This window comes from Streptomyces sp. NPDC087440 (genome assembly GCF_044744005.1).
Taxonomy (GTDB): domain Bacteria; phylum Actinomycetota; class Actinomycetes; order Streptomycetales; family Streptomycetaceae; genus Streptomyces.
This window is the reverse complement of record NZ_JBIUXN010000012.1, coordinates 113,918-137,036: the sequence shown is the minus strand read 5'-3', so window position 1 is coordinate 137,036 and position 23,119 is coordinate 113,918. Positions and strand designations below refer to the sequence as shown.

General features: G+C 72.2%; 16 protein-coding genes. 13 read left to right on the top strand and 3 right to left on the bottom strand.

Features of this window, described 5'->3' with window-relative positions; genetic code table 11:
• The first annotated feature begins 181 nt into the window (after positions 1–181).
• The 3 genes from ACIO3O_RS23600 to mfd all read left to right on the top strand — a co-directional run bounded on the left by ACIO3O_RS23600 (position 182) and on the right by mfd (position 7,774).
• Entirely contained in the window at positions 182–970 is a 789-nt protein-coding gene (locus ACIO3O_RS23600; protein WP_401748907.1) for an ABC transporter ATP-binding protein, read from the top strand.
• A complete protein-coding gene (locus tag ACIO3O_RS23595) occupies positions 967–3,543 on the top strand; it encodes an ABC transporter permease (protein WP_401748905.1) in 2,577 nt (858 codons plus the stop codon). The genes ACIO3O_RS23600 and ACIO3O_RS23595 overlap by 4 nt, the downstream gene beginning before the upstream one ends.
• A 700-nt stretch (positions 3,544–4,243) precedes the next feature.
• Complete coding sequence (gene mfd / locus ACIO3O_RS23590) at positions 4,244–7,774, top strand: transcription-repair coupling factor (protein ID WP_401748904.1); 3,531 nt, start codon at positions 4,244–4,246, stop codon at positions 7,772–7,774.
• Between the two features lie 99 nt (positions 7,775–7,873).
• Here the strand turns inward: mfd and ACIO3O_RS23585 are convergent, their stop codons facing one another.
• Positions 7,874–8,056 (bottom strand): antitoxin, encoded by a 183-nt coding sequence (locus tag ACIO3O_RS23585; RefSeq protein ID WP_401748902.1) that lies wholly within the window; start codon positions 8,054–8,056, stop codon positions 7,874–7,876.
• Between the two features lie 317 nt (positions 8,057–8,373).
• On the opposite strand from ACIO3O_RS23585, the gene ACIO3O_RS23580 reads away from it, so the two are divergent.
• The gene (locus ACIO3O_RS23580) at positions 8,374–9,075 is read left to right on the top strand and encodes an HNH endonuclease family protein (RefSeq protein WP_401749123.1); all 702 of its coding nucleotides are present in this window, start codon (positions 8,374–8,376) and stop codon (positions 9,073–9,075) included.
• Positions 9,076–9,174: 99 nt separating this feature from the next.
• Here the strand turns inward: ACIO3O_RS23580 and ACIO3O_RS23575 are convergent, their stop codons facing one another.
• Entirely contained in the window at positions 9,175–10,074 is a 900-nt protein-coding gene (locus ACIO3O_RS23575; RefSeq protein ID WP_401748901.1) for a DUF4352 domain-containing protein, read from the bottom strand.
• A 181-nt stretch (positions 10,075–10,255) separates the two neighbouring features.
• On the opposite strand from ACIO3O_RS23575, the gene ACIO3O_RS23570 reads away from it, so the two are divergent.
• From ACIO3O_RS23570 to ACIO3O_RS23550, 5 genes are all read left to right on the top strand, one after another.
• Entirely contained in the window at positions 10,256–12,346 is a 2,091-nt protein-coding gene (locus ACIO3O_RS23570; RefSeq protein WP_401748899.1) for an N-6 DNA methylase, read from the top strand.
• Positions 12,347–12,450: 104 nt separating this feature from the next.
• Entirely contained in the window at positions 12,451–13,119 is a 669-nt protein-coding gene (locus ACIO3O_RS23565; protein ID WP_401748897.1) for a hypothetical protein, read from the top strand.
• Complete coding sequence (locus tag ACIO3O_RS23560; protein WP_401748895.1) at positions 13,116–14,639, top strand: protein kinase; 1,524 nt, start codon at positions 13,116–13,118, stop codon at positions 14,637–14,639. The genes ACIO3O_RS23565 and ACIO3O_RS23560 overlap by 4 nt, the downstream gene beginning before the upstream one ends.
• A gap of 160 nt (positions 14,640–14,799) precedes the next feature.
• Entirely contained in the window at positions 14,800–15,711 is a 912-nt protein-coding gene (locus tag ACIO3O_RS23555; protein WP_401748893.1) for a class I SAM-dependent methyltransferase, read from the top strand.
• Between the two features lie 17 nt (positions 15,712–15,728).
• The gene (locus ACIO3O_RS23550) at positions 15,729–16,112 is read left to right on the top strand and encodes a GtrA family protein (protein ID WP_401748891.1); all 384 of its coding nucleotides are present in this window, start codon (positions 15,729–15,731) and stop codon (positions 16,110–16,112) included.
• Positions 16,113–16,277: 165 nt separating this feature from the next.
• On the opposite strand, the gene ACIO3O_RS23545 is transcribed toward ACIO3O_RS23550, so the two are convergent.
• Positions 16,278–18,761 carry a YfhO family protein gene (locus ACIO3O_RS23545; protein ID WP_401748889.1) on the bottom strand — a complete coding sequence of 828 codons (2,484 nt, stop codon included), beginning with the start codon at positions 18,759–18,761 and terminating at the stop codon, positions 16,278–16,280.
• Positions 18,762–18,884: 123 nt separating this feature from the next.
• Between ACIO3O_RS23545 and ACIO3O_RS23540 the strand changes: the two genes are divergently transcribed.
• The 4 genes from ACIO3O_RS23540 (at position 18,885) to ACIO3O_RS23525 (ending at position 23,088) form a co-directional block, all read left to right on the top strand.
• The gene (locus ACIO3O_RS23540) at positions 18,885–19,913 is read left to right on the top strand and encodes a glycosyltransferase family 2 protein (RefSeq protein WP_401748887.1); all 1,029 of its coding nucleotides are present in this window, start codon (positions 18,885–18,887) and stop codon (positions 19,911–19,913) included.
• Between the two features lie 61 nt (positions 19,914–19,974).
• The gene (locus tag ACIO3O_RS23535) at positions 19,975–20,652 is read left to right on the top strand and encodes a SurA N-terminal domain-containing protein (protein WP_401748885.1); all 678 of its coding nucleotides are present in this window, start codon (positions 19,975–19,977) and stop codon (positions 20,650–20,652) included.
• Positions 20,653–20,686: 34 nt separating this feature from the next.
• A complete protein-coding gene (locus ACIO3O_RS23530) occupies positions 20,687–21,772 on the top strand; it encodes a nucleoside triphosphate pyrophosphohydrolase (protein WP_401748883.1) in 1,086 nt (361 codons plus the stop codon).
• A 32-nt stretch (positions 21,773–21,804) separates the two neighbouring features.
• Complete coding sequence (locus ACIO3O_RS23525) at positions 21,805–23,088, top strand: cytochrome P450 (protein ID WP_401748881.1); 1,284 nt, start codon at positions 21,805–21,807, stop codon at positions 23,086–23,088.
• Positions 23,089–23,119: the final 31 nt, after the last annotated feature.

Genomic DNA, 23,119 nt, shown 5'->3' with positions numbered 1-23,119 from the left:
GGGAGGGCGCGCAGCGGGTGGAGAGGCCCGGGCCCCGTGCTCCACCCATGGGTTGAGGGCGGGGGGTGGAGGTCCCTACGTGGGTGCAGTGCCCGCTTGGTACCCACGGCCGACGTGCCCGGAGATTCCCGTCCTTAGCTTGGTCTTAGGCGAAGTACGGGATCGAATAAGGGGACTTGGCATGACAACGGCGGTAGGCATTCCCCAGCACGGGGGCGCAGCAGGGAACGCGGCCGTCGCGGCGCGCGCACGGCAGGTCGTCAAGGCGTACGGGATGGGGGAGACCCGTGTCGTGGCGCTCGACCACGTCGATGTGGACATCGTCCGGGGGGAGTTCACGGCGATCATGGGGCCCTCGGGGTCGGGCAAGTCGACGCTGATGCACTGCCTCGCCGGGCTCGACACGGTGACCGAGGGGGAGATCCACCTCGCCGACACCGAGATCACGGGGATGAAGGACAAGCGGCTCACGCAACTGCGGCGGGACCGGGTGGGGTTCATCTTCCAGTCGTTCAACCTGCTGCCCACGCTCAACGCCATCGAGAACATCACGCTGCCCATGGACATCGCGGGCCGCAAACCGGACGCCGACTGGCTGCGCCGGGTCGTGGAGACGGTGGGGCTGGGGGACCGGCTGAAGCACCGGCCCAGCGAGCTGTCCGGCGGGCAGCAGCAGCGGGTTGCGGTGGCGCGGGCGCTGGCGGCCCGGCCGGAGATCATCTTCGGTGACGAGCCGACCGGGAACCTGGACTCCCGGTCCGGGGCCGAGGTGCTGGACTTCCTGCGGCTGTCGGTGGACGAGCTGGGCCAGACCATCGTGATCGTCACGCACGACCCGGTGGCCGCCTCGTACGCGGACCGGGTGCTGTACCTCGCCGACGGCCGGATCGTCGACGAGATGCGCCGGCCGACCGCCGAACTCGTACTCGACCGGATGAAGGCGTTCGACGGGCGGGGGCGGACGTCGTGACCGTCTGGAAGACGTCGCTGCGCAACTTCTTCGCGCACAAGGGACGCATGGTGCTCTCCGCCGTGGCCGTCCTGCTGTCGGTGGGTTTCGTCTGCGGGACGCTGGTGTTCACCGACACCATGAACACCACCTTCGACAAGCTCTTCGCGACCACCTCCGCCGACGTCACCGTGACGCCGAAGAAGGAGAAGGACGACCAGGCGGCGCGCAACTCCGGCCGCCCGCTGACCCTTCCGGCCGCCGCCGTGAGCACCCTGAAGTCGACCGAGGGGGTCAAGGCCGCCGAGGGCACGGTGAGCAGCGAGTCCGTCACCGTCGTCAACGGCGACAACACGAACATGGGCTCCGAGAACGGCGCCCCCACCTTCGCGGGCAACTGGTCCTCCAGCGACGCCCGTTCCCTCGACATCACCTCCGGGCACGCCCCGCGCGGGCCCACCGAGGTCATGGTCGACGCCGACACCGCCGACAAACACGGGCTGAAACTGGGCGACGAGCTGCGGACCATCGCCGTGACCGGGGACCACACCGCGCGGATCAGCGGCATCGCCACCTTCCGTACGACCAACCCGGGGGCGACGCTCGTCTTCCTGGACACCGCGACCGCGCAGCGTCAACTGCTGGGTGGGGCCGGGCTGTTCACCGGGATCAACGTGACGGCCGGGGACGGTCTCTCGGAGACGCAGCTGAAGGCGGCGGTGAGCGGCGCGCTCGGGGCCGGCTCGTACACGTACCAGACCAAGACGGAGGAGGCGGCGGCGAACAAGAGCGACCTGGCGTCCTTCCTGGACGTCATGAAGTACGCGATGCTCGGCTTCGCCGGGATCGCGCTGCTCGTCGGCATCTTCCTGATCATCAACACGTTCTCCATGCTGGTCGCCCAGCGCACCCGGGAGATCGGGCTGATGCGGGCGCTCGGGTCCAGCCGCCGTCAGGTCAACCGGTCGGTGCTGCTCGAAGCGCTGCTGCTCGGCGTCGTCGGGTCGCTGCTCGGGGTGGCCGCCGGGGTGGGGCTGGCCCTCGGGCTGATGAAGTTCATGAGCGCGATCGGCATGAACCTGGCCACCGCCGACCTCACCTTCCGGTGGCCGACCCCGGTGATCGGGGTGGTGCTGGGGGTGGTGGTCACCGTGGTCGCCGCCTATCTGCCCGCGCGGCGGGCGGGGAAGGTGTCGCCGATGGCGGCGCTGCGGGACGTCGGCGTTCCGGCGGACGGGAGGTCCGGGCGGGTGCGGGCCGTGCTGGGTGCGGTGCTGGTCCTCGCCGGTGGGGCCGCGCTGTACGCGGCGGCACGGGCGACGACGTCGGGGCAGGGGGCACTGCTGCTCGGTGTGGGGGTGGTGAGCAGCCTGGTGGGCTTCGTGGTGGTCGGGCCGCTGCTGGTGGGGCTCGTGGTGAAGGGGCTGTCGGCCGTGGTGCTGCGGGTGTTCGGGCCCGTGGGACGGATGGCCGAGCGCAACGCGCTGCGCAATCCGCGGCGGACCGGGGCGACCGGGTCGGCTCTGATGATCGGGCTGGCGCTGGTGGCGTGCCTGTCGGTGGGGGCGTCCTCGATGGTCGCCTCGGCGACGGACGAGCTGGACCGGTCGGTGGGGGCGGACTTCACCGTACGGTCCAGCAACGGGCAGCCGGTGCTGCCGCAGGCGCGGGCGGCCGTGGAGGGCGTGGCCGGGCTCGCGCACGTCACCCACTACAAGGGCGTCGACGCGAAGGTCACCGCCCCGGACGGGACCACCGGGCGGCGCATGCTGTCGGCCACGGACCCCTCGTACATGCAGGACCTGAAGCGTGAGACGGTCTCCGGCACGCTGGCCGACGCGTACGAGCCCGGGGCGATGTCGGTGGGCGAGGAGTATGCGAAGCAGCACCGGGTGAAGGTCGGCGACGAGCTGGGGGTCGTCTTCCCCGGAGGGAAGAGTGTGCAGCTGCGGGTGGCGGCGGTGACGACCGACGACGTCAATGTCGACAAGGGGGCGATGTATCTGAGCGTCGCGACCGCCGCACAGCACATCCCGGCCCGGGCGATGCCGCAGGACGTGATGCTGTTCGCGAAGGCGGCGGACGGGCAGGCGGACGCGGCGTACGCGGCGATGAAGAAGGCCGTGGCGGCGTACCCGCAGTACAAGGTGCTCAACTCGACCGACTACAAGAAGGACCTGAAGGCGCAGATCGACCAGCTGCTCAACATCGTGTACGGGCTGCTGGGGCTGGCGATCGTGGTCGCCGTGCTCGGCGTCGTCAACACCCTGGCCCTGTCGGTGGTCGAGCGGACCCGGGAGATCGGGCTGCTGCGGGCGATCGGGCTGTCGCGCAGGCAGATGCGGCGGATGATCCGGCTGGAGTCGGTGGTGATCGCCCTGTTCGGGGCGGTGCTGGGGCTGGGGCTCGGGCTGGCGTGGGGGACGGCGGCGCAGAAGCTGCTGGCGCTGGAGGGGATCACGATTCTGGAGATTCCCTGGAGCACGCTGGTGGTTGTGTTCGTGGCGTCGGCGGTGGTGGGGTTGCTGGCGGCGCTGGTGCCGGCGTTCAGGGCGGGGCGGCTCAATATCCTGAACGCGATCGCGACGGACTGAGGGGGGCTTCTCCCTGGCCCCACTGCGGGCCCCTGACCTCTGACCCCTGGCCCTGCTGCCCGGGCTCCGCCTGGCCCTCTTGGGCGGCGGGGCCCGGGCGCCGGTCTTTGCCGCCCCGTCCCCCCGGGCTCCGCCCCCCTCTCCGTAGCCCCCTTGGGCGGCGGGGCCGCCCCCCGGGGGCGGGACGGGCGGGCAAGGGGGCGGCCCCTCCCGCTTCCGGCCCCGCCCGGTGCCGCCCCTGGCCCAGCACCTGCGCCGGGTGCGCGTCCAAAGGGGCGCGGCCCGCCCCCGTACCGGACGCGTCAGCCCGTGCCGCTCAGGCAGGAGAGGCCCCGGACCCGCCCCTTTCCCTAAAGCGCTCGCCGCGCGGCTGCCAAGGGTTCCCGTGCGAGTGCGTCGTGGCTGGTCGCGCAGTTCCCCGCGCCCCTGACGGGGCGCGCCCGCGCGGCGGAGCCGCACATCGAGTACAGCCCCGCGCCCCTGAAGGGGCGCCCAGCGCGGTGGAGCCGCAGATTGGGTGCAGGGCCGCGCCCCTTACGGGGCGCCTCGCTTCCGCCAGCGGCTCGGCGGGACGCGTCGTAGGCTGGGAAGCCCCCGGCCCGTGCGACGTGTCGGGCGGCTCGCGTTGCCCACTCGGCCCCCGGCCACGGGCGTGCGCGGTCCACCTCAGTGATCGAACGCGTTCGGATGGATGCCTTTCATGAGCCTGCACGGCCTGCTGGATGCAGTGGTACGAGACTCGGCGCTCGCCGAAGCGGTCAAGGCCGCCGTCGACGGCAACCGCATGCACGTCGACCTCGTCGGACCCTCCGCCGCCCGCCCCTTCGCCCTCGCCGCCCTCGCCCGTGACGCCGGCCGGCCCGTGCTGGCCGTCACCGCCACCGGGCGGGAGGCCGAGGAGCTGGCCGCCACCCTGCGGACCCTGCTGCCGGAGGACTCCGTGGCGGAGTTCCCGGCCTGGGAGACCCTGCCGCACGAGCGGCTCTCGCCCCGGTCGGACACGGTGGGGCGGCGGCTCGCGGTGCTGCGCAGGCTTGCCCACCCGAGGGCGGACGACCCGGCCACCGGGCCGGTCAGCGTGGTCGTGGCACCCGTACGATCCGTGCTCCAGCCGCAGGTCAAGGGGCTGGGGGACTTGGTGCCGGTGGCCATCAGGTCGGGGGAGACGGCTGATCTGGCCGAGGTGACCGACGCGCTGGCGGCGGCCGCGTACCAGCGGGTCGAACTGGTGGAGAAGCGCGGTGAGTTCGCCGTACGGGGTGGGATTCTGGATGTGTTCCCGCCGACCGAGGAGCACCCCCTGCGGGTGGAGTTCTGGGGGGACGATGTTGAGGAGATCCGTTACTTCAAGGTCGCTGATCAGCGGTCGCTGGAGGTCGCCGAGCACGGGGTGTGGGCGCCGCCCTGCCGCGAGCTGCTGCTGACGGACGAGGTGCGGGAGAAGGCCGCGGCGCTCGCCGAGGCGCATCCCGAACTGGGGGAGCTGCTGCACAAGATCGCCGAGGGGATCGCCGTCGAGGGTATGGAGTCACTGGCTCCGGTTCTCGTGGACGACATGGAGCTGCTGCTCGACGTGCTGCCCGAGGGGTCGATGGCGGTCGTCTGCGACCCGGAGCGGGTACGGACCCGGGCCGCCGACCTGGTGGCGACCAGCCAGGAGTTCCTCCAGGCGTCGTGGGCGGCCACCGCCGGGGGCGGCGAGGCGCCGATCGACGTCGGCGCGGCCTCGCTGTGGGGCATCGCCGACGTCCGCGACCGGGCCCGTGAGCTCGGGATGATGTGGTGGTCGGTGTCGCCGTTCGCGGCCGACGACGCGGACTTCGAGGACGACACCCTCAAGCTGGGCATGCACGCCCCCGAGACCTACCGGGGCGACACCGCCAAGGCCCTCGCCGACACCCAGGGGTGGCTGGCCGACGGCTGGCGCGTGGTGTTCGTGACGGAGGGGCACGGAACCGCCTCCCGTACGGTCGAGGTCCTCGGCGGGGAGGGCATCGCCGCCCGCCTCGACGCCGACCTCGCCAGCATCTCGCCCAACGTCGTGCACGTCGCCTGCGGTGGTCTCGACAATGGATTTGTCGACCCGGTGCTCCAGCTCGCGGTACTGACGGAGACCGACCTCACCGGGCAGCGCACCGCCACCAAGGAACTCGGGCGGATGCCCGCCCGCCGCCGCAAGTCCGTCGACCCGCTCACCCTCCAGGTCGGCGACTTCATCGTGCACGAGCAGCACGGTGTGGGTCGATATGTCGAGATGGTGCAGCGTACGGTGCAGGGCGCGACCCGCGAGTACCTGCTCGTCGAGTACGCGCCCGCCAAGCGCGGCCAGCCCGGCGACCGCCTGTACATCCCCACCGATCAGCTGGAGCAGGTGACGAAGTACGTCGGCGGCGAGGCCCCGACCCTGCACCGGCTCGGCGGCGCGGACTGGACGAAGACCAAGGCGCGGGCGAAGAAGGCGGTCAAGGAGATCGCCGCCGACCTGATCAAGCTGTACTCCGCGCGCATGGCGGCGCCCGGCCACACCTTCGGCCCGGACACCCCCTGGCAGCGCGAACTGGAGGATGCCTTCCCGTACGCGGAGACGCCCGATCAGCTGTCCACCATCGCCGAGGTGAAGGAGGACATGGAGAAGTCGGTGCCGATGGACCGCCTGATCTGCGGCGACGTCGGTTACGGCAAGACGGAGATCGCGGTGCGGGCCGCGTTCAAGGCCGTGCAGGACGGCAAGCAGGTGGCGGTGCTCGTGCCGACGACGCTGCTGGTGCAGCAGCACTTCGGGACGTTCACCGAGCGGTACGCCCAGTTCCCGGTCAATGTGCGGGCGTTGAGCCGCTTCCAGACGGAGACCGAGTCGAAGGCCACCCTCGCCGGGCTGGGGGACGGTGCGGTCGACATCGTCATCGGTACGCACCGGCTGTTCTCCCAGGAGACCAAGTTCAAGGACCTGGGCCTGGTCATCGTCGACGAGGAGCAGCGCTTCGGCGTCGAGCACAAGGAGCAGCTGAAGAAGCTGAGGGCCAATGTCGACGTATTGACCATGTCGGCGACACCCATCCCCCGTACGCTCGAAATGGCGGTCACCGGCATCCGCGAGATGTCGACCATCACCACCCCGCCGGAGGAGCGGCACCCGGTGCTGACCTTCGTCGGTCCGTACGAGGAGAAGCAGATCGGCGCGGCCATCCGCCGCGAACTGCTGCGCGAGGGCCAGGTCTTCTACATCCACAACCGGGTGGAGTCCATCGACCGGGCGGCGGCCAAGCTGCGCGAGATCGTCCCCGAGGCGCGCATCGCCACCGCGCACGGGCAGATGTCGGAGACGGCGCTCGAACAGGTCGTCGTGGATTTCTGGGAGAAGAAGTTCGACGTGCTCGTGTCGACGACGATCGTGGAGTCCGGCATCGACATCTCCAACGCGAACACGCTGATCGTCGAGCGCGGCGACAACTTCGGTCTCTCCCAGCTGCACCAGCTGCGCGGTCGCGTGGGCCGTGGCCGCGAGCGCGGTTACGCGTACTTCCTGTACCCGCCGGAGAAGCCGCTCACGGAGACCGCGCACGAGAGGCTGGCGACGATCGCCCAGCACACCGAGATGGGTGCGGGCATGTACGTGGCGATGAAGGACCTGGAGATCCGCGGCGCGGGCAACCTGCTCGGCGGCGAGCAGTCCGGCCACATCGCGGGCGTCGGCTTCGACCTCTACATCCGCATGGTCGGCGAGGCCGTGGCCGACTACCGGGCGGCCGTCGACGGGACCGAGGAGGAAGAGGCCCCGCTGGAGGTCAAGATCGAACTCCCGGTGGACGCCCACGTCCCGCACGACTACGCACCGGGGGAGCGGCTGCGCCTCCAGGCGTACCGGGCGATCGCCGCGGCCACGACCGAGGCGGACATCGCGGCGGTACGGGAGGAACTCACCGACCGTTACGGCAAGCTGCCGGAGCCGGTGGAGAACCTGCTGCTGGTCGCGGGCCTGCGCATGCTGGCCCGGGCCTGCGGGGTCGGCGAGATCGTGCTCCAGGGGCCGAACATCCGGTTCGCGCCGGTGGAGCTGCGGGAGTCGCAGGAGCTGCGGCTGAAGCGGCTGTACCCGCGCACGGTGATCAAGTCCGCCGCGCACCAGATCCTGGTGCCGAGGCCGACGACCGGGAAGATCGGCGGGAAGCCGGTGGTGGGCCGGGAACTGCTGTCCTGGACGGGCGAGTTCCTCACCACCATCCTCAGCTGAGCAGGATGCGGGGAGGGTGCGGGCAACACACCGCCCGCGAGGCCGGGATGAGCGGCTTCGCGGGCGGGGGTTCGGGAGGTTCCGTTCGGTGCCGGACGGCTAGGGTGCGGGGTCGTCCTTCCGGTCGCCCATCCCCAGTGCGCCTTCCACCTTCTGCTGGGCCTGGTCGACCTTGTCGGAGTACTTGCCGCCGGTCTTCTCGTTGACCTCTTCCTCGACGGCGTCGGAAATGTCCTTCGCCTTGTCCTGGGCCTGGTCCTTGAACCTGTCGAAGATCCCCATGGGCGGGCTCCTTCCGCAGAAGAGAACGGGACATTTCCGACGCTACGCCCGGCCGGGGCGTCGCGCGCGCCGGGGAGCCGCCGGGCGCGACGTGTGGAGCGGGCCACATTTTGGTGGTATGTCGCGGGTCGGCCGGTTCGTTCGGGGCAGGCATTCCTAGGGTGGGGCGCTTGCCGGTGCCCAACAGTGCTTGCCGGTGCCGAGCAGCAGTGGAACAGCTGAAGAGTCGTGGGGTGGGGTTCGTCGTGATAGCTCGTACATCGCGTACGTCTGGTTCGTCGGGTACGTCCGGGAGGGTCTGGAAGGCCGTGTCCGCGGTGGGACTCGGGGCCGCGTTGCTGGCGGGGACCGTCGGCTGCGACGCCGTGAAGGACGGCGCCGGTTCGGGGTCGGGGCAGGCCGGTCCCGTCGGCAAACCCGGGTCCGCGCTGGCGGCCGTGGACGACCTCCCCGTGAAGGGCCGCGCCCCGAAGACGGGCTACGAGCGCAAGTCCTTCGGCCGGGCCTGGGCCGACACCGACGACAACGGCTGCGGCACCCGCGACGACATCCTCAAGCGGGACCTGAAGGACGTGAAGTTCACCGACGGTGCCAAGCAGTGCAAGGTCGCCTCCGGGGTGCTGGTCGACGATCCGTACACGGGCACCCGCGTCGAGTACAAGCGCGGTGCGAGCAAGGTCGACATCGACCACCTGGTGGCCCTGTCGGACGCCTGGCAGAAGGGTGCCCAGCAGTGGAGCACGGGCAAGCGGCTCGCCTTCGCCAACGACCCGCTGAACCTGCTGGCCGCCGAGGCCTCCGCGAACCGCAAGAAGGGCGACGGCGACACCGCGACCTGGCTGCCGCCGAACAAGGGCTACCGGTGCGCGTACGTCGCCTCGCAGGTCGCGGTGAAGAAGAAGTACGGGCTGTGGGTGACGGACGGGGAGCGCGACGCGATGAAGTCCGTGCTCAAGGGCTGCCCGAAGCAGGGCCTGCCCAGCGGCGGCAACCCGACCGAGGCTCCCGCGAAGCGGTAGTGCGCGCGCAACGCCCCGGCAGGGCCGCCCCCCTCCAGGGGCCCTGCCGGGGCGTTCGCGTGTCTCCGGGCGCGGTGCTCGGACCGCCGGGCGCGGTGCTCAGAGCTTCAGCTCCCACTGCGACGCCTCGTGCTCGATGTCCGGGGTGACCTCGACCGTCAGGTTCTTCGCGTCGGCCGGGACGCTGAAGGCGTACTTCACCGTGGCCTTCTTGCCGGGCAGGATGCTGCCCTGGAACATCGTGCCCGCCTTCTCGTCGAAGATCTGCTCGGCCGTCGTGCCGTCCTTGCCCGCGAGGGCCGTCGTCAGGACGCCCGAGGCGTCGAACTTCTTCGTCCCCGTGTTCTGGATGACCACCGTGACCAGGCGGGCCTTGTTCCCCTTGGTGTGACCCGCGGCGTACGGGCTGGGCGTGTACCTCGCCGGCGCGGACACCGTGACGGTCACCTTGTCGTCGTACACGGCGGAGTCGCCCGCGCTGAGGATCTCGTCCTTCGCGTCCTTGTCCTTGGCGGCCTTGTCCCCGGAAGCGGCCTTGTCCCCGGACGTGTCCTTGTCCTTCGCCCCGTCGGCCGTGCCGCCCTTCTTGGTGGCCTCCTGGCCCGACAGGGACTTGTCGATCTCCTTGATCCCCTCGTCGACGGCCTTGAAGAGCAGCACCGCGCCCACCACCGACAGGATCAGCGACACCAGGCCGAGCACCGCGCCGGTCAGCGTCACGCCCTTGTTCGTGGCCTCGCCGCGCTTGACCCGGCCGTTGCCCGTCAGGCCCAGGATCAGGGCGATCAGTCCGAGGATTCCGGCCAGCCAGAACAGCAGCGGGATCAGGCCGGTCAGCGCGCCGATGAGGCCGAGGATCAGGGCGGCCGTGCCCAGGCCGTTGCGGGCGGCACGCGGACCGCCGTGGCCGCCGTGACCACCGCCGTGGCCGCCCTGGCCGCCGTAGTGCTGCGGCTCGGGGGCCTGGGGGTACGTCGGCTGGTTCGAGAACTGAGACATGGGATGCCCTCCGGCAGTGGCCCTCGATGGGGACGGGTTGCGATGGGTCAATGACAACAGATGCTGTGAACCGAGTCAACACGGTTCACAAGGAATCGCGAGTTCACGTTGTGAAGTGAGGTGTGAACGCGTGTGTCGGTATGCTCGGATCACAGCTCACACGCCGAGAGGGGCAACAGCGGTGCCGGACAACGCAACAGAGGTGACCGCCGCCGGGATCGCCCGGCTGGCCGGGGTCGGCCGGGCCGCCGTGAGCAACTGGCGGCGCCGCCACGCCGACTTCCCCAAGCCCGTCGGCGGCACCGAGACCAGCCCCTCCTTCGCGCTCGCCGAGGTCGAGGACTGGCTCCGCGCCCAGGGCAAGCTCGCCGAGGTCCCCCTGCGCGAACGCGTCTGGCAGCAGGTCGCGGGTCACCCCGCCGGTGCGGTCACCGCCCTGGTGCACACCGGATGCGTGCTCCTTCTCGTACGGGAGCGGCCGACGGCCTGGCGGGCGACGGCCGCCGGGTCCGACGACACCTGTGCCGAACTCCTGCCGACCGCCCTGGCGCAGGTCCTGGACGGGCGGCTCGGCGGCGAATGGCTGCGCGCCGTGCGCACACCGGACGCGGCCGCGCTCGCCGCCTCCGTGCCGCTGCTGCGGGCCGCCGCCGAACTGGCCGCCCAGGAGGGACCTTCGCAGGCGTACGAGTTCCTGCTCGGCCGCCACCTCGACGCCAACCCGCGCCAGTACACGCTGACCCCGCCGGGCCCCGCCGCCCTGATGGCCGCCCTCGCCGGGCACCCCCGCACCGTCCTCGACCCCGCCTGCGGCACCGCGTCCCTGCTGTGCGCCGTGCTGGAGGCGGGCGGCGACGCCGAGGACCGGCCCGGCGCCCTGTACGCCCAGGACGCCGACCCGGACCTCGCCGCCCTCGCCGCGCTCCGGCTCGCCCTGCGCACCGACGCCCGCACCACCGAGGTGCGGGCCGCCGCCGGGGACACCCTGCGCGCCGACGCGTACCCGCAGGTCGGCGTGGACGCCGTGGTCAGCCACCCGCCGTTCAACGAACGCAACTGGGGGCACGACGAACTCGCCTACGACCCCCGCTGGGAGTACGGCTTCCCCGCCCGCACCGAGTCCGAGCTCGCCTGGGTGCAGCACGCGCTGGCCCGGCTGCGCCCCGGAGGCACCGCCGTGCTGCTGATGCCCCCCGCCGCCGCGTCCCGGCGCTCCGGCCGCCGCATCCGGGCCGACCTGCTGCGCCGGGGCGCCCTGCGCGCGGTGGTCGCCCTGCCCGCGGGCGCGGCACCGCCGTACGGGGTGCCGCTGCACCTGTGGGTCCTGCGCAGGCCCGCGACGGCCGCCCCCACCACCCCCGAACTCCTCGTCGTGGACACCGCCGACCTGTCCGAGGCCGGGCGCGACCGGCTCGACTGGGCCGCCCTGCACACCGCCGTGCTCACCACCTGGCAGGCCTTCGACCGCGTGGGCACCGTCGAGGAGCGCCCCGGGGTGAGCCGCGCCGTGCCCGTCATCGAGCTGCTGGACGACGACGTCGACCTCGCCCCCGCCCGCCACCTCCCGCCCCCGGCCGCCGGCGGCGGCGCCGCCGAGCTGGCGTCCGTACGGGAAAGGCTGGCGGACACCCTGCGGCTGACGGCCGAGCTGAATCCGCACACCGGTGCCGGTGCGCAAACGGGCACCAGCGCCGGTGCGCAGCCCACGCACTGGCCCGTCACCACGGTCGGCGAACTCGCCCGCGCGGGCGCGCTGGTCCTGCGTACCGGATCGGCGGGCGGCGGCCCCGACGGCGCACCCGTGCTCACCGAACAGGACGTGCTCACCGCGAGCGCCGCGTCCGGAGCGCCGGGCGACACCGGTGACGGCGACGCCGTGCTCACCGCCCCCGGTGACGTCGTCGTGCCGGTGCTGGGCGGCGGTTCCGTCGCCCGCGTGGTCGACGAGGCGGGCGCGGGGGCCGTGCTCGGGCGCAACCTGCACCTCCTGCGGCCGGACCCGGCGGCCGTCGACCCGTGGTTCCTCGCCGGGTTCCTGCGCGGCACCGCCAACAACCGGCAGGCCAGCAGTTACGCCTCCACCGCCGCCCGGCTCGACGTGCGCCGCCTCCAGCTGCCCCGGCTGCCGCTCGCCGACCAGCGCCGCTACGGCGACCGCTTCCGGGCGCTCGCCGCGTTCGAGGACGCGCTGCGGGTGGCGGGGAGGCTGGGGGAGCAACTGGTGCAGGGGCTGTACGACGGGCTGGCGGACGGGACGGTTCCCCCGGAATAGTCGTCCGATCCGTACAACCCTGGGGACGTTGTCGGAGTCGCTGTATACGCTCGTCGTACGTCCCCCAGCACGTCCCGCCACGTGCCGTCACCCCAGGAGCAGCCATGCACGGCCCCGGCCTCACGCCGCCGCGCAGCCAGCCGAGTACCGGTGCGCTGGTCACGCTCCGCGTGGTGTTCGTCGCGCTCGCCTTCGTCAGCTGCGGGCTGCTCTCCTGGGCGACCATGCTGCGCGTCGCGGTGGTGCGGCGGCGGGGCGTGGACTGGGTGCTGTTCGGGCTGTCCCTGGCACTCTCGGCGGCGATCTTCATCACCATCGGCGTCACCTCCAACCCGGACGAGAACGCGCCGCTCACCGCCCTCGACTGGGTCTGCCTCCTGCTGATGCTCGTGCTGGCGGGCGGGGTGACCACCTATTACCTGGTGGCCGACATCAAGCACTTCTCGCAGCCGGCGCAGGCCCCCTACGCGTGGGGGACGCCGGGAGCGGTCGGTCCCGGGCATCCCACGGTCCCGTACGGCTACCCGCAGCAGCAACGGCCCACCGCCGCCGGGCCGTCGTACGGGTACCCGCCGGTCCAGCAGCCCGTACAGCCCCCTGCGCAGCCTCCCGTACAGCCGCAGCCGCAGCCGTACCAGCCGCCCGTGCAGCCACAGCCACAGCCGCAGCCGCAGCCCCGCATCCACCAAGTCCGCGCCGAGCTGGACGAATTGAGCGAGCTGCTGCGCAAGGAACCCAGGGACGGCCACGGCGACGCGGGGCAGCCCCGGTGAACGGCCGTGTCATCGCGAGCCGTTACGAGCTCGCCACCCTGATAGGCCAGGGCGGCATGGGCCAGGTCTGGACGGCGTACGACCAGCGCCTGGACCGGCGCGTCGCCGTGAAGCTCCTGCGCCCCGACCGGATGCACGCGGCCACCGAGGCCGAGGACATGCGCCGCCGCTTCGTGCGCGAGTGCCGGGTCACCGCCCAGGTCGACCACCCGGGCCTGGTCACCGTGCACGACGCGGGCAGCGACGGCGACGACCTCTACCTCGTCATGCAGTACGTCGAGGGCGCCGACCTCGCCGACCACTTCGCCGAACACGACGACCCGTACCCCTGGCAGTGGACCGTGTCCATCGCCGCCCAGCTGTGCGCGGTGCTGGCCGCCGTGCACGCGGTGCCGATCGTCCACCGCGACCTCAAGCCGCGCAACGTCATGGTCAAGCCCGACGGCACCCTCACCGTCCTGGACCTCGGCGTCGCCTCCGTCCTCGACACCGACACCACCCGCCTCACCCACACCGGCACCCCCATCGGCACCCCGGCGTACATGGCGCCGGAGCAGGCGATGGGCGGCGCGGTCGGCCCGTACACCGATCTGTACGCACTCGGCGTGCTGCTGCACGAACTGCTCACCGGCGACGTCCCCTTCGCCGGGACGACCGCGCTCGGCATCCTGCACCGGCACCTGTACGAAGCACCGGCGCCGGTGCGTCAGTTGCGGCCCGAGGTGCCGCAGGCGCTGGAGGCACTGGTGCTGCACCTCCTCGCCAAGGACCCGCAGCACCGGCCGGGCTCGGTGCAGGAGGTGTACGAGCGGCTGGCGCCGCTGCTGCCCGCGCGGGGACCGCTGGCCGGACCGCTCGACCCCACCCGCCCCTTCCTGCGCCCGCAGGCGCCGTGGCCGGACCGGGCGGCGGCCCCGCCCGCTCCCGTACAGCCACCGCCGCCCGCCAAGCCGGACGTGGCCGGGGCCGTCGACGAGGTCAAGCAACTCCTCGGCGAGGGGCGCATCACCCAGGCCGTCGACCTGCTCGGCACCATCCTCCCGGCGGCCGCCGCCGAGCACGGGGAGCGTTCCCCGGTGGTGCGCATCCTGCGCAAGCAGTACGCGGCGACGCTCCTGGACGACGGCCAGTACCGGCGCGCACTGCCGGAACTGCGCCGCCTCGCCGACGAGCGGGCCGCGGAATCGGGCCCGGCGGACCCGCAGGCACTCCAGTTCCGGTACGACGCGGCGCTGTGCCTGGAGCAGCTGGGCGAACCGGCGGCGGCGCTGGCGGAGTACCGGGTGCTCCTGCCGTACTACGAGAACGGCTACGTGTCCGGCGGCGACCCGTCCCGCGCCTTCGAACTCCGGCACCGGATCGCCCAGTTGCTGCTGGCGATGGGGGGCCACGGGGAGGCGGGCCGCCAGCTCCAGGGCCTGCTGTACGACGTGGAGCGGGCGTACGGGTCGTACCACCCGCTGGTGGGGGAGATCCGGCGGGGCCTGGACCGTCAGCGGCAGTTCGGGGGGCGGCGCTGAGCGGGCTGCCGCTTGAGGGGCGGCCAGGTTGATTCGGGCCGGCCGTGTCGGTCGGGTCGGACGTGTCGAAGCGTGCCGCCGCCGCTCCGACACCTCCCCTTCGCCCCGTCGTCAGCCCGCCGTCACGCCCCGCACCCCCGCACCCCCTACCGTCCCCGCCATGCCCCTGCTGACCCACCCCCTCGCCCGCCGCGCCCTGCGCCCCCTCGCGGACCTCGTCGATCAGCGCGTGCGCAGCCAGACGCGCGGCACCCGCGCCCAACTCGACGCGATGCGGGCCGAACTGGACGCCCTGAAGAAGCAGAGCACCGCCGTCGGCCTGCTCCTCGACCGCACCGGCCGGGGCGCCCACCGCATGCCCTCCGCAGGGCAGATCGACACCCTCGTCGCCCAGGTCGCCGAGGTCACCGGCAGCGGGCACGCGCGGCGGGCGGTGACCTCGGCGTTCCGTACCGTCGTCGCCCTGGAGGCCCTCGGCGTCGGCCGGGCGGCGGGCGGCACCTCCAACGTGTGCGGCAAGCTGGCCACCATCCCGCTGCTCGCCCCGCCCCAGCACCCCGACGTACTCGAAATCGGCACCCTGTACGGCCTGTTCGCGACCGCCCTCACCCGGATGCTGCACCGCGAGGGCGTCGAGGCGCATCTGACCATCGTCGATCCGCTCATCGGCTCGCAGCTCCAGCCGGACGCGGTACGGGAGACGGCCGACCCGACGGGGACGCCGGTCCGCGAGGACGTCGTACGGGCCAATCTCGCGCTCGCCCACGCCGACTTCCGCATCCAGCGGGGCTTCTCGCAGGACACGGACGTACGGGCCGCCGTGTCCGACCGGCGCTACGGTGTCGTGATCGTCGACGGCGACCACTCCCGCGAGGGCGTCCGTTCCGACCTCCGCTGGGTCGAGGAACTCGTCGCCGACGGCGGCATCGTCGTCCTGGACGACTACGGCGACGCGGCCTGGCCGGGTGTCGGCGAAGCCCTCACGGAACACCTCGCGGACGGCGGCTCCCGCCTCGAACTCCTGGGCCGGGTGGCGACCTCGGCCTTCCTGCGGGCGCGTCCCGGACAGTGAACCCGCAGCTTCTTCAGGTGCTTCGTTTCGGGCTGGTGGGCGGGGTCAACACCGGGACTTTTTACGGGTGCTACCTCGCTCTGCACGGGTGGCTGCCGTACTACCCGGCGTACGTGGTGGCATTCGTGGTGAGCATGGTGGGGTCCTTCTTCCTGAACACGTACTTCACGTATCGGACACGGCCGAGCTGGCGGAAGTTCCTGCTCTTTCCGCTGACCAACCTCACGAACTTCGTGGTGACGTCGGTGGGGGTCTTTGTGCTGGTGGAGTGGGGCGGGGTGGGGGAGCGGGTGGCTCCGCTGGTGGCGGCGGTGGGGGCGATTCCGGTGACGTACGTCCTGTCGCGGCGGATTCTCCTGGCGGAGGGCGGGGTGGGGGCGCCCGGGGGCCGGTTGAGGTGATGGCGGTGCCGGGGCGGGGGTCTCCGTACCGTCCGCGGTACCTCGGTTGCCTGCGGCGCCTGCCCCAGCCCCGCCCCTTCACCTAAACTCGCGAGGCTGGTGGGTGGGGTGCTGTTCCCGATGGGGCTACGCCCCTTGCCCCCTGCACGGCTTCGCCGCGCGTCCTCAAACGCCGGACGGGCTGAAGTGCCGGACAGGCTGGGACGCCCCCCGGACGGGCTGGGGTGCCCGCCGGATGCGTTGAAGCACCAGCCACCCCACCACCCCCACCAGCGCCGCGCCCCCCACCGCCGACCCCGCCCGCAGCCCCGGCGGGCGGAACGTGCAGCGCAGCAGCCCGCCCTCCGGGTCCACCGGCACCGCCAGCATCCCCAAGTAGGCCGCAGCCGGGGCGGGTTCCGTGCCGGCGACCGCGCACTGCCAGCCCGCGATCCGAGGTGCCGCCACCACCGCGACGCGCTTGCCCGTACCCGCCGGAATCCGCGCCTCCACCGTCCCGTCCCCGAACGACACCCCCGACGCGGCCCGCGCCCGCAGTTCCCGTACCGCCGCCGCCAGCCGGTCCGTCCGCAGGCACGCCACCTCCGCACCCCGCTTCCCCGACCCCTCCAGCCACACCCGTACCCGCCCGTCGCCCGGCGCCATTCCCACCTGCTGCATCGGGGCCCGCACCCGGCCGCGTTTGGCGTCGAACCCCACCGGCTGTCCGGCGTCCAGCCGCGCCGACCCCTTCAGTCCCGGCGCCCACACGAACACCGGCGACCCCGGCGTGCACCGCCCCTCCGTCCCCGGCAGCCGCTCGTACACCGTGGACCCCAACAGCAACTCCTGGTTCGCGAAGGCCGACGTCCCGTACCCGACCCCCTCCGGCAACGCCTCCCGCACCGTCACCAGCGGCGCCGCCTCCCCGCGCACCACCGTGAACCGTGTGTCCGCGCCCTGCCGGTACGTCGACCGCAGCCGCGCCCCCACCCCCCACAGCGCGTCCGTCACCGGGTTGTCCAGGCTGTGCGGGGCGCGCCCGCTGCCGTTCCAGCCGTCGCCCAGCGCGGACAGCGTGCGGGTCAGGACCGCCGAGGTGACGCTGCTGTAGTACGAAGCGCCCTGGCCTCCCACCACCATCGCGTCGTTGTGCACGGTCTGCGCCCGGCCCGGGTCCGTCCGGTACCGGGGCCACCCGTCCACCGACGCGATCGTCGCCCGGTGCGCCACCTGCCGTGGCCCGTACGGCGCGTGGTCGTCCTGGGCGGCCACCCGCCGCTTCGCCGCCCACGCGGTGGTCAGCGCCGACTGCCCCACCGTGCAGCCGATCAACAACACCGCGGCCACCGCCGCGTACCCCCGACGCCCCCGTCCCAGCAGCACCAGCGCCCCCACCACCGCCACCAGCCCCACCCCGGCCCCGACCCACGACCACCGCACCGTGAACGCACCGCCGAGCCCCGCGAGCCCCACCAGCAGCACACACCCCACCGCCCCCGCCAGCGCCGGGCGGGGCAGCACCCCCTCGCCCACCGCCACCCACCCGGCCATCACCAGCACCCCGCTCAGCACAAACGTCTGCCGGTACGGGCTCCCGTTCGGCTCCGTGAACGCGTGCCACGCCAGATGCGTCGGCCCCCACTGCATCGACAGCACCACCAGCACCGCCAGCAACGACCACCCCACCCGCACCCGCACCGCCACCGCCCGGTGGAAGGGCAGCGCGCACGCCAGCAGCAGGACGGCCGTACTCACGTACATCGCAGGCGAGTTGAAGGAGTACGTCGCCGGGAGCAGCCGCCCCAGCAGATCCCCCCACCCCGCCGGGCGGAACGTCAGGCCCATCCCCGGATACGCGTGCCGCGTCCCCGCGAACACCGTCAGCAGCAGCGGCGCCGACAGCCCGATGCCCAGCGCCACCGCCGCGCACGCCCTGCCCGCCACCCGCAGTCGGGGCCGCCACGCGCCGCCGTCCATCAGCAGCCGCGCCGCCAGCACCAGGCCGGCGCCCAGCGTCGCCATGTACGCCGTGTAGAAGTTCGCCACCCACACGTACGCGACCAGCAGCACCCCGCCGAGGAACCACCGCACCGGCCGGCGGCCCTCCCGCAGCGCCTCGCCCACCGCGCACAGCAGCGGGAACGCGATCAGCCCGTCCAGCCACATCGGGTTGTACGACGCCTCGATCACCGACCAGCCGCACAGTGCGTACGCCGCCCCCAGTGTCCCCGCCAGCCACCACCGCCCACCGGGTCGCATGCGCAACAGCAGCCACGCCATCACCGCCGCCGCCACCGCGATCCGCAGCACCGACGTCACGTACACCGCGAGGTCGATCTGGTCGCGCGGGAAGAGCGCGACCAGGAAGGAGAAGGGCGACGACAGATACGTGCCCACGTCCGGCAGGAAGCTGGAGCCGTACCCCGACTGCCAGTTGATCAGCCAGCCGCCGTCCGCGCGGCCGTGCAGCACGTCCCACAGGTGCGCGTGGAAGGGGACGAACTGCGTTCCCAGGTCGTTCACATTCCGGTTCATCGCCCCGAAGGGCTGACTGCCCGCCACCGCCGAACCCAGGCAGTGCGCGAACGCCGCCAGCACCGCGGCGAGCAGCGAGGACGCGGGAACGGGACGGAAACGAGGGAGCGCGAGCCGGGGCCGAATCAGCATGGAACCGACCGTAAACACGCCACCGGCCCTTTCACCACCACCCCGCGATTCCGTTAACCGAACCGCCCTTTCCCCGTCATCCGACTCCTGAGAGAACGTCATCTGGCCGCGTTCCCATGGCACATGCTCATCTCCCTCGTCGTGCCCTGTTTCAACGAGGCGGAGGTCGTGCGCCGATTCCACGCGCACGTGTCCCGGGAAATCGCCTCGTTCGCGCCCACCTTTCCCTGTGAAATCTCCTTCGAATTCGTGTACGTGGACGACGGGAGCGGCGACGACACGCTCGGCCACCTCCGCTCCCTCGCGGACGACGACCCCCGCGTCCGGTACGTCTCCTTCAGCCGCAACTTCGGCAAGGAGGCCGCGATGCTCGCCGGACTGCGGCACGCGGGCGGCGACGCCGTCGTCATCATGGATGCCGACCTCCAGCACCCGCCCGAGCTGATCGCCCGCATGATCACCCTGCACGCGCAGGGAAACGACCAGGTCGTCGCCCGCCGCACCCGGGCCGGCGACCGCGTCACCCGCACCCTGACCGCCCGCGCCTACTACCGCTTCGTCAATCGACTTGTCGACGTCGAACTCGTCGACGGTGTCGGTGACTTCCGGCTGCTGTCGAGGCGGGCCGTCGACGCGGTCCTGAAACTCACCGAGTACAACCGCTTCTCCAAGGGGATCTTCGCCTGGATCGGATTTCCCACGGCGACCTTCGCCTACGAAAACGCGGTGCGCGAGGAAGGGAGGTCCAAGTGGACTTTCGGCAAACTCCTCAACTATGGCCTCGACGGCGTCATTTCCTTCAACAACAAACCACTCCGCGCCGCCCTCTATCTGGGACTCCTCCTCCTCGCCGTCGCCTTTGCCTACACCGCATGGATCGTCGGTGACGCACTCGTCAACGGCGTGGAAACTCCCGGCTACGTCACCCTCCTCGTCGCCGTCACCGCCCTCTCCGGAGTGCAGATGGTGCTGCTCGGCGTCGTCGGCGAATACGTCGGACGCATCTATTACGAGGCGAAGCGACGCCCCCACTTCCTCGTCGGCGAGACGAACACCGCCCCAAGCCCCGGTCACGGCCTCCCGGCCGCCGCATCCCCACTCGTACGCGACTCGTTGGTCGAACCAGTGGCCCGGACCACTCCGGCTGCCTAACATCAACAACCGCAAGGCTGTTGTGCAACGCCGCACGATCACCGCCCCCGGGAGGCACCCTTTGCACCGCCGTACGCGCACCCGCTCCACGCTCCTCGCCGCCGCCGGTCTGCTCGCCGCAGGCCCTCTCCTCACCGCCTGCGGCAGTCAGTCCCACCCGGGAGCCGCGGCCATCGTCGGCGGCGAGCGCATCGAGGTGTCAGCCCTCCAGGGGCAGTCCAACGCCGTACGGGCCGCGCAGGCGAAGACCCCGCAGGGCAAGGAGGTCATCAGCGGCACCGGCCAGCTCACCCGCGCCGAACTCCAGATCACCCTCTTCCGCCGGGTCGTGGAGCGCGCCGCCGACGACGCGGGCGTCACGGTCAGCCGCAAGGAGATCCAGCAGGCGCGCGCCGCCGCCGTCCAGCAGAAGGGCGGCGAGGAGCGGCTGCGCTCCGACCTGCTCGGCCAGGGGTACGCGCCCGAGCAGATCGACACGGCCGTGCGCCGCGACATCCAGCTCACCAAGCTGGCGGCCCTGAACCAGGCGGACCTCTCCACCAACGAGGGCATGCAGAAGATGACCGCCGTCCTCGCCAAGGCCTCCAAGGCCCTGAAGATCAACGTCAACCCGCGCTTCGGCGCGTGGAACGACGAGCAGATCATGCTGGTCGCGAAGAAGACCCCGTGGATCGTCCAGAAGACCAAGGACAAGGAGGCCCAGGCGGCCGCCGACGCCGGGGCGCAGCAGGTGCCGTAACCCGGAGACAAGGGGGCGCGGGTACGGTCGTGGGGTGACCACAGAAGCACCCCTCGACGCACCCGCCGCCACCCCCGGCCGCATCGTCCTGCTCACCGCCAGCCACCGGGTCGCCCCCGGCCTGCTGTCCTGGCCCGCGTGGCAGACCCTGCGCTCGGCGGACCGGGTGCTGTGCGCGGACGCCGCCCACCCGCAGCTGCCGTATCTGTACGAGGCCGGGGTGAGCGTCGAGCAGTCGGTGCCGGTCGCCGAGGACCTGGTCGCCTACTGCACCGACGGCGGCCGGACCGTCGTCGTCCTCCCCTCCTCCTCCGAGAGCTCCCCCGAGGGTTCCTCCGGGGGCGCCGGCGCGGGCGACGCCCGGCTCACCGACGGCCTGGCCCGCCTCGCGGGCTCGAACCGTGTCCAGATGCCCGACCTGGAACTCCTCCCCGGCTCCTACGACCTCCCCGGCGCCCGCCTCCTCGACCTGGTCCAGGTCATGGACCGCATCCGGCGCGCGTGCCCGTGGTCCTCCCAGCAGACGCACAAGGGGCTCGCCAAGTACGGCATCGAGGAGGCCTACGAACTCGTCGAGGCCATCGAGGCGGGCGACCGCACGGAGCTCCGCGAGGAACTGGGCGACGTCCTCCTCCAGGTCGTCTTCCACGCCCGCATCGCGGAGGACGCGACGGGCGAGGACGCATCGGGCGAGGACGCCTCGGGTGAGGAGGGGGAGGAAGAGGAGGGCCCCTTCTCCATCGACGACGTCGCCGCCACCCTCATCGACAAGCTCATCCACCGCCACCCGCACGTCTTCGGCGACGAGACCGCCGAGACCCCGGCGGACGTGAAGGCCACCTGGCTGCGCACCAAGGCCGTCGAGAAGCAGCGCACCTCGGTGACGGAGGGCATCCCTCTCGGACAGCCCGCGCTCGCCCTCGCGGCCAAGCTCTCCTCCCGGGTCCGCTCGGGCGGCATCGACGCCCCCCTCCCGCCCGGCGACGGCGGCATCGGCTACCAGCTCCTCGCCCTGGCCGCCCGCGCCGAGGCGGACGGCATCGACCCGGAGACCGCCCTGCGCGCCGCCGCACGCGTGTACCGGGACGCGATCCTGGCGGCGGAGGGACAGGCGGGATGAGCACCGTGGCGCAAGGCGGCTAACGTCGACGGGTGAGCACCGCACCCCCCGCCGAACCCGCCCCGGAACTCTTCACCTGGGAGTTCGCCACCGATCCCTACCCGGCCTACGCCTGGCTCCGCGAGCACGCGCCCGTGCACCGCACCCGGCTGCCCAGCGGCGTCGAGGCCTGGCTCGTGACCCGGTACGCCGACGCCAAGCAGGCCCTCGCCGACCAGCGGCTCAGCAAGAACCCGGCGAACCATGCGGGCTCCGCCCACGCGAAGGGCAAGACGGGCATCCCCGGCGAGCGGAGTGCGGATCTGATGACGCACCTGCTCAACATCGACCCCCCGGACCACACCCGGCTGCGCCGCCTGGTGTCCAAGGCGTTCACCCCGCGCACGGTCGCCGAGTTCGCGCCCCGCGTACAGGAGTTGACCGACCGGCTCATCGACAACTTCGCGGGCGAGGGGTCCGCCGACCTCATCCACGAGTTCGCCTTCCCGCTCCCCATCTACGCGATCTGCGACCTGCTGGGCGTGCCCCGCGAGGACCAGGACGACTTCCGGGACTGGGCCGGGATGATGATCCGGCACGGCGGCGGCCCGCGCGGGGGCGTGGCGCGCTCGGTCAAGAAGATGCGCAACTACCTCGCCGAGCTGATCCACCGCAAGCGCGAAGACCTCGGCGACGACCTCATCTCGAACCTCATCCGCGCCAGCGACCACGGCGAGCACCTCACCGAGAACGAGGCTGCCGCGATGGCGTTCATCCTCCTCTTCGCGGGCTTCGAGACGACGGTCAATTTGATTGGAAACGGGGTGTATGCCCTGCTTCGGAACCCCGAGCAACGGGAGAGGCTCCAAGCGGCCCTCGCTGCCGGCGACACCGGCCTCCTCGCCACCGGCGTCGAGGAACTGCTCCGCTACGACGGCCCCGTCGAGCTGGCCACCTGGCGGTACGCCACCGAGGCGCTCACCCTCGGCGGGCAGGAGATCGGGGAGGGGGACCCCGTACTCGTCGTGCTGGCGGCCGCCGACCGCGACCCCGAGCGGTTCCAGCATCCGGACACCCTCGATCTCAGCCGTCGGGACAACCAGCATCTCGGTTACGGGCACGGCATCCACTACTGCCTCGGTGCCCCCCTCGCGCGGCTCGAAGCGCAGACCGCACTCGCGACCCTGCTGACCCGTCTCCCTGACCTGCGACTCGCGGCGGAACCTGCCGATTTGCGCTGGCGCGGCGGCCTCATCATGCGGGGTCTGCGCACGCTTCCGGTGGAGTTCGGAAGTGGTGCGCAGGGCAAGGAAAGTGATGGGGCATCAGAGATGTGACCTTTGCGTGATCTCCGCTGCATCGACTTGT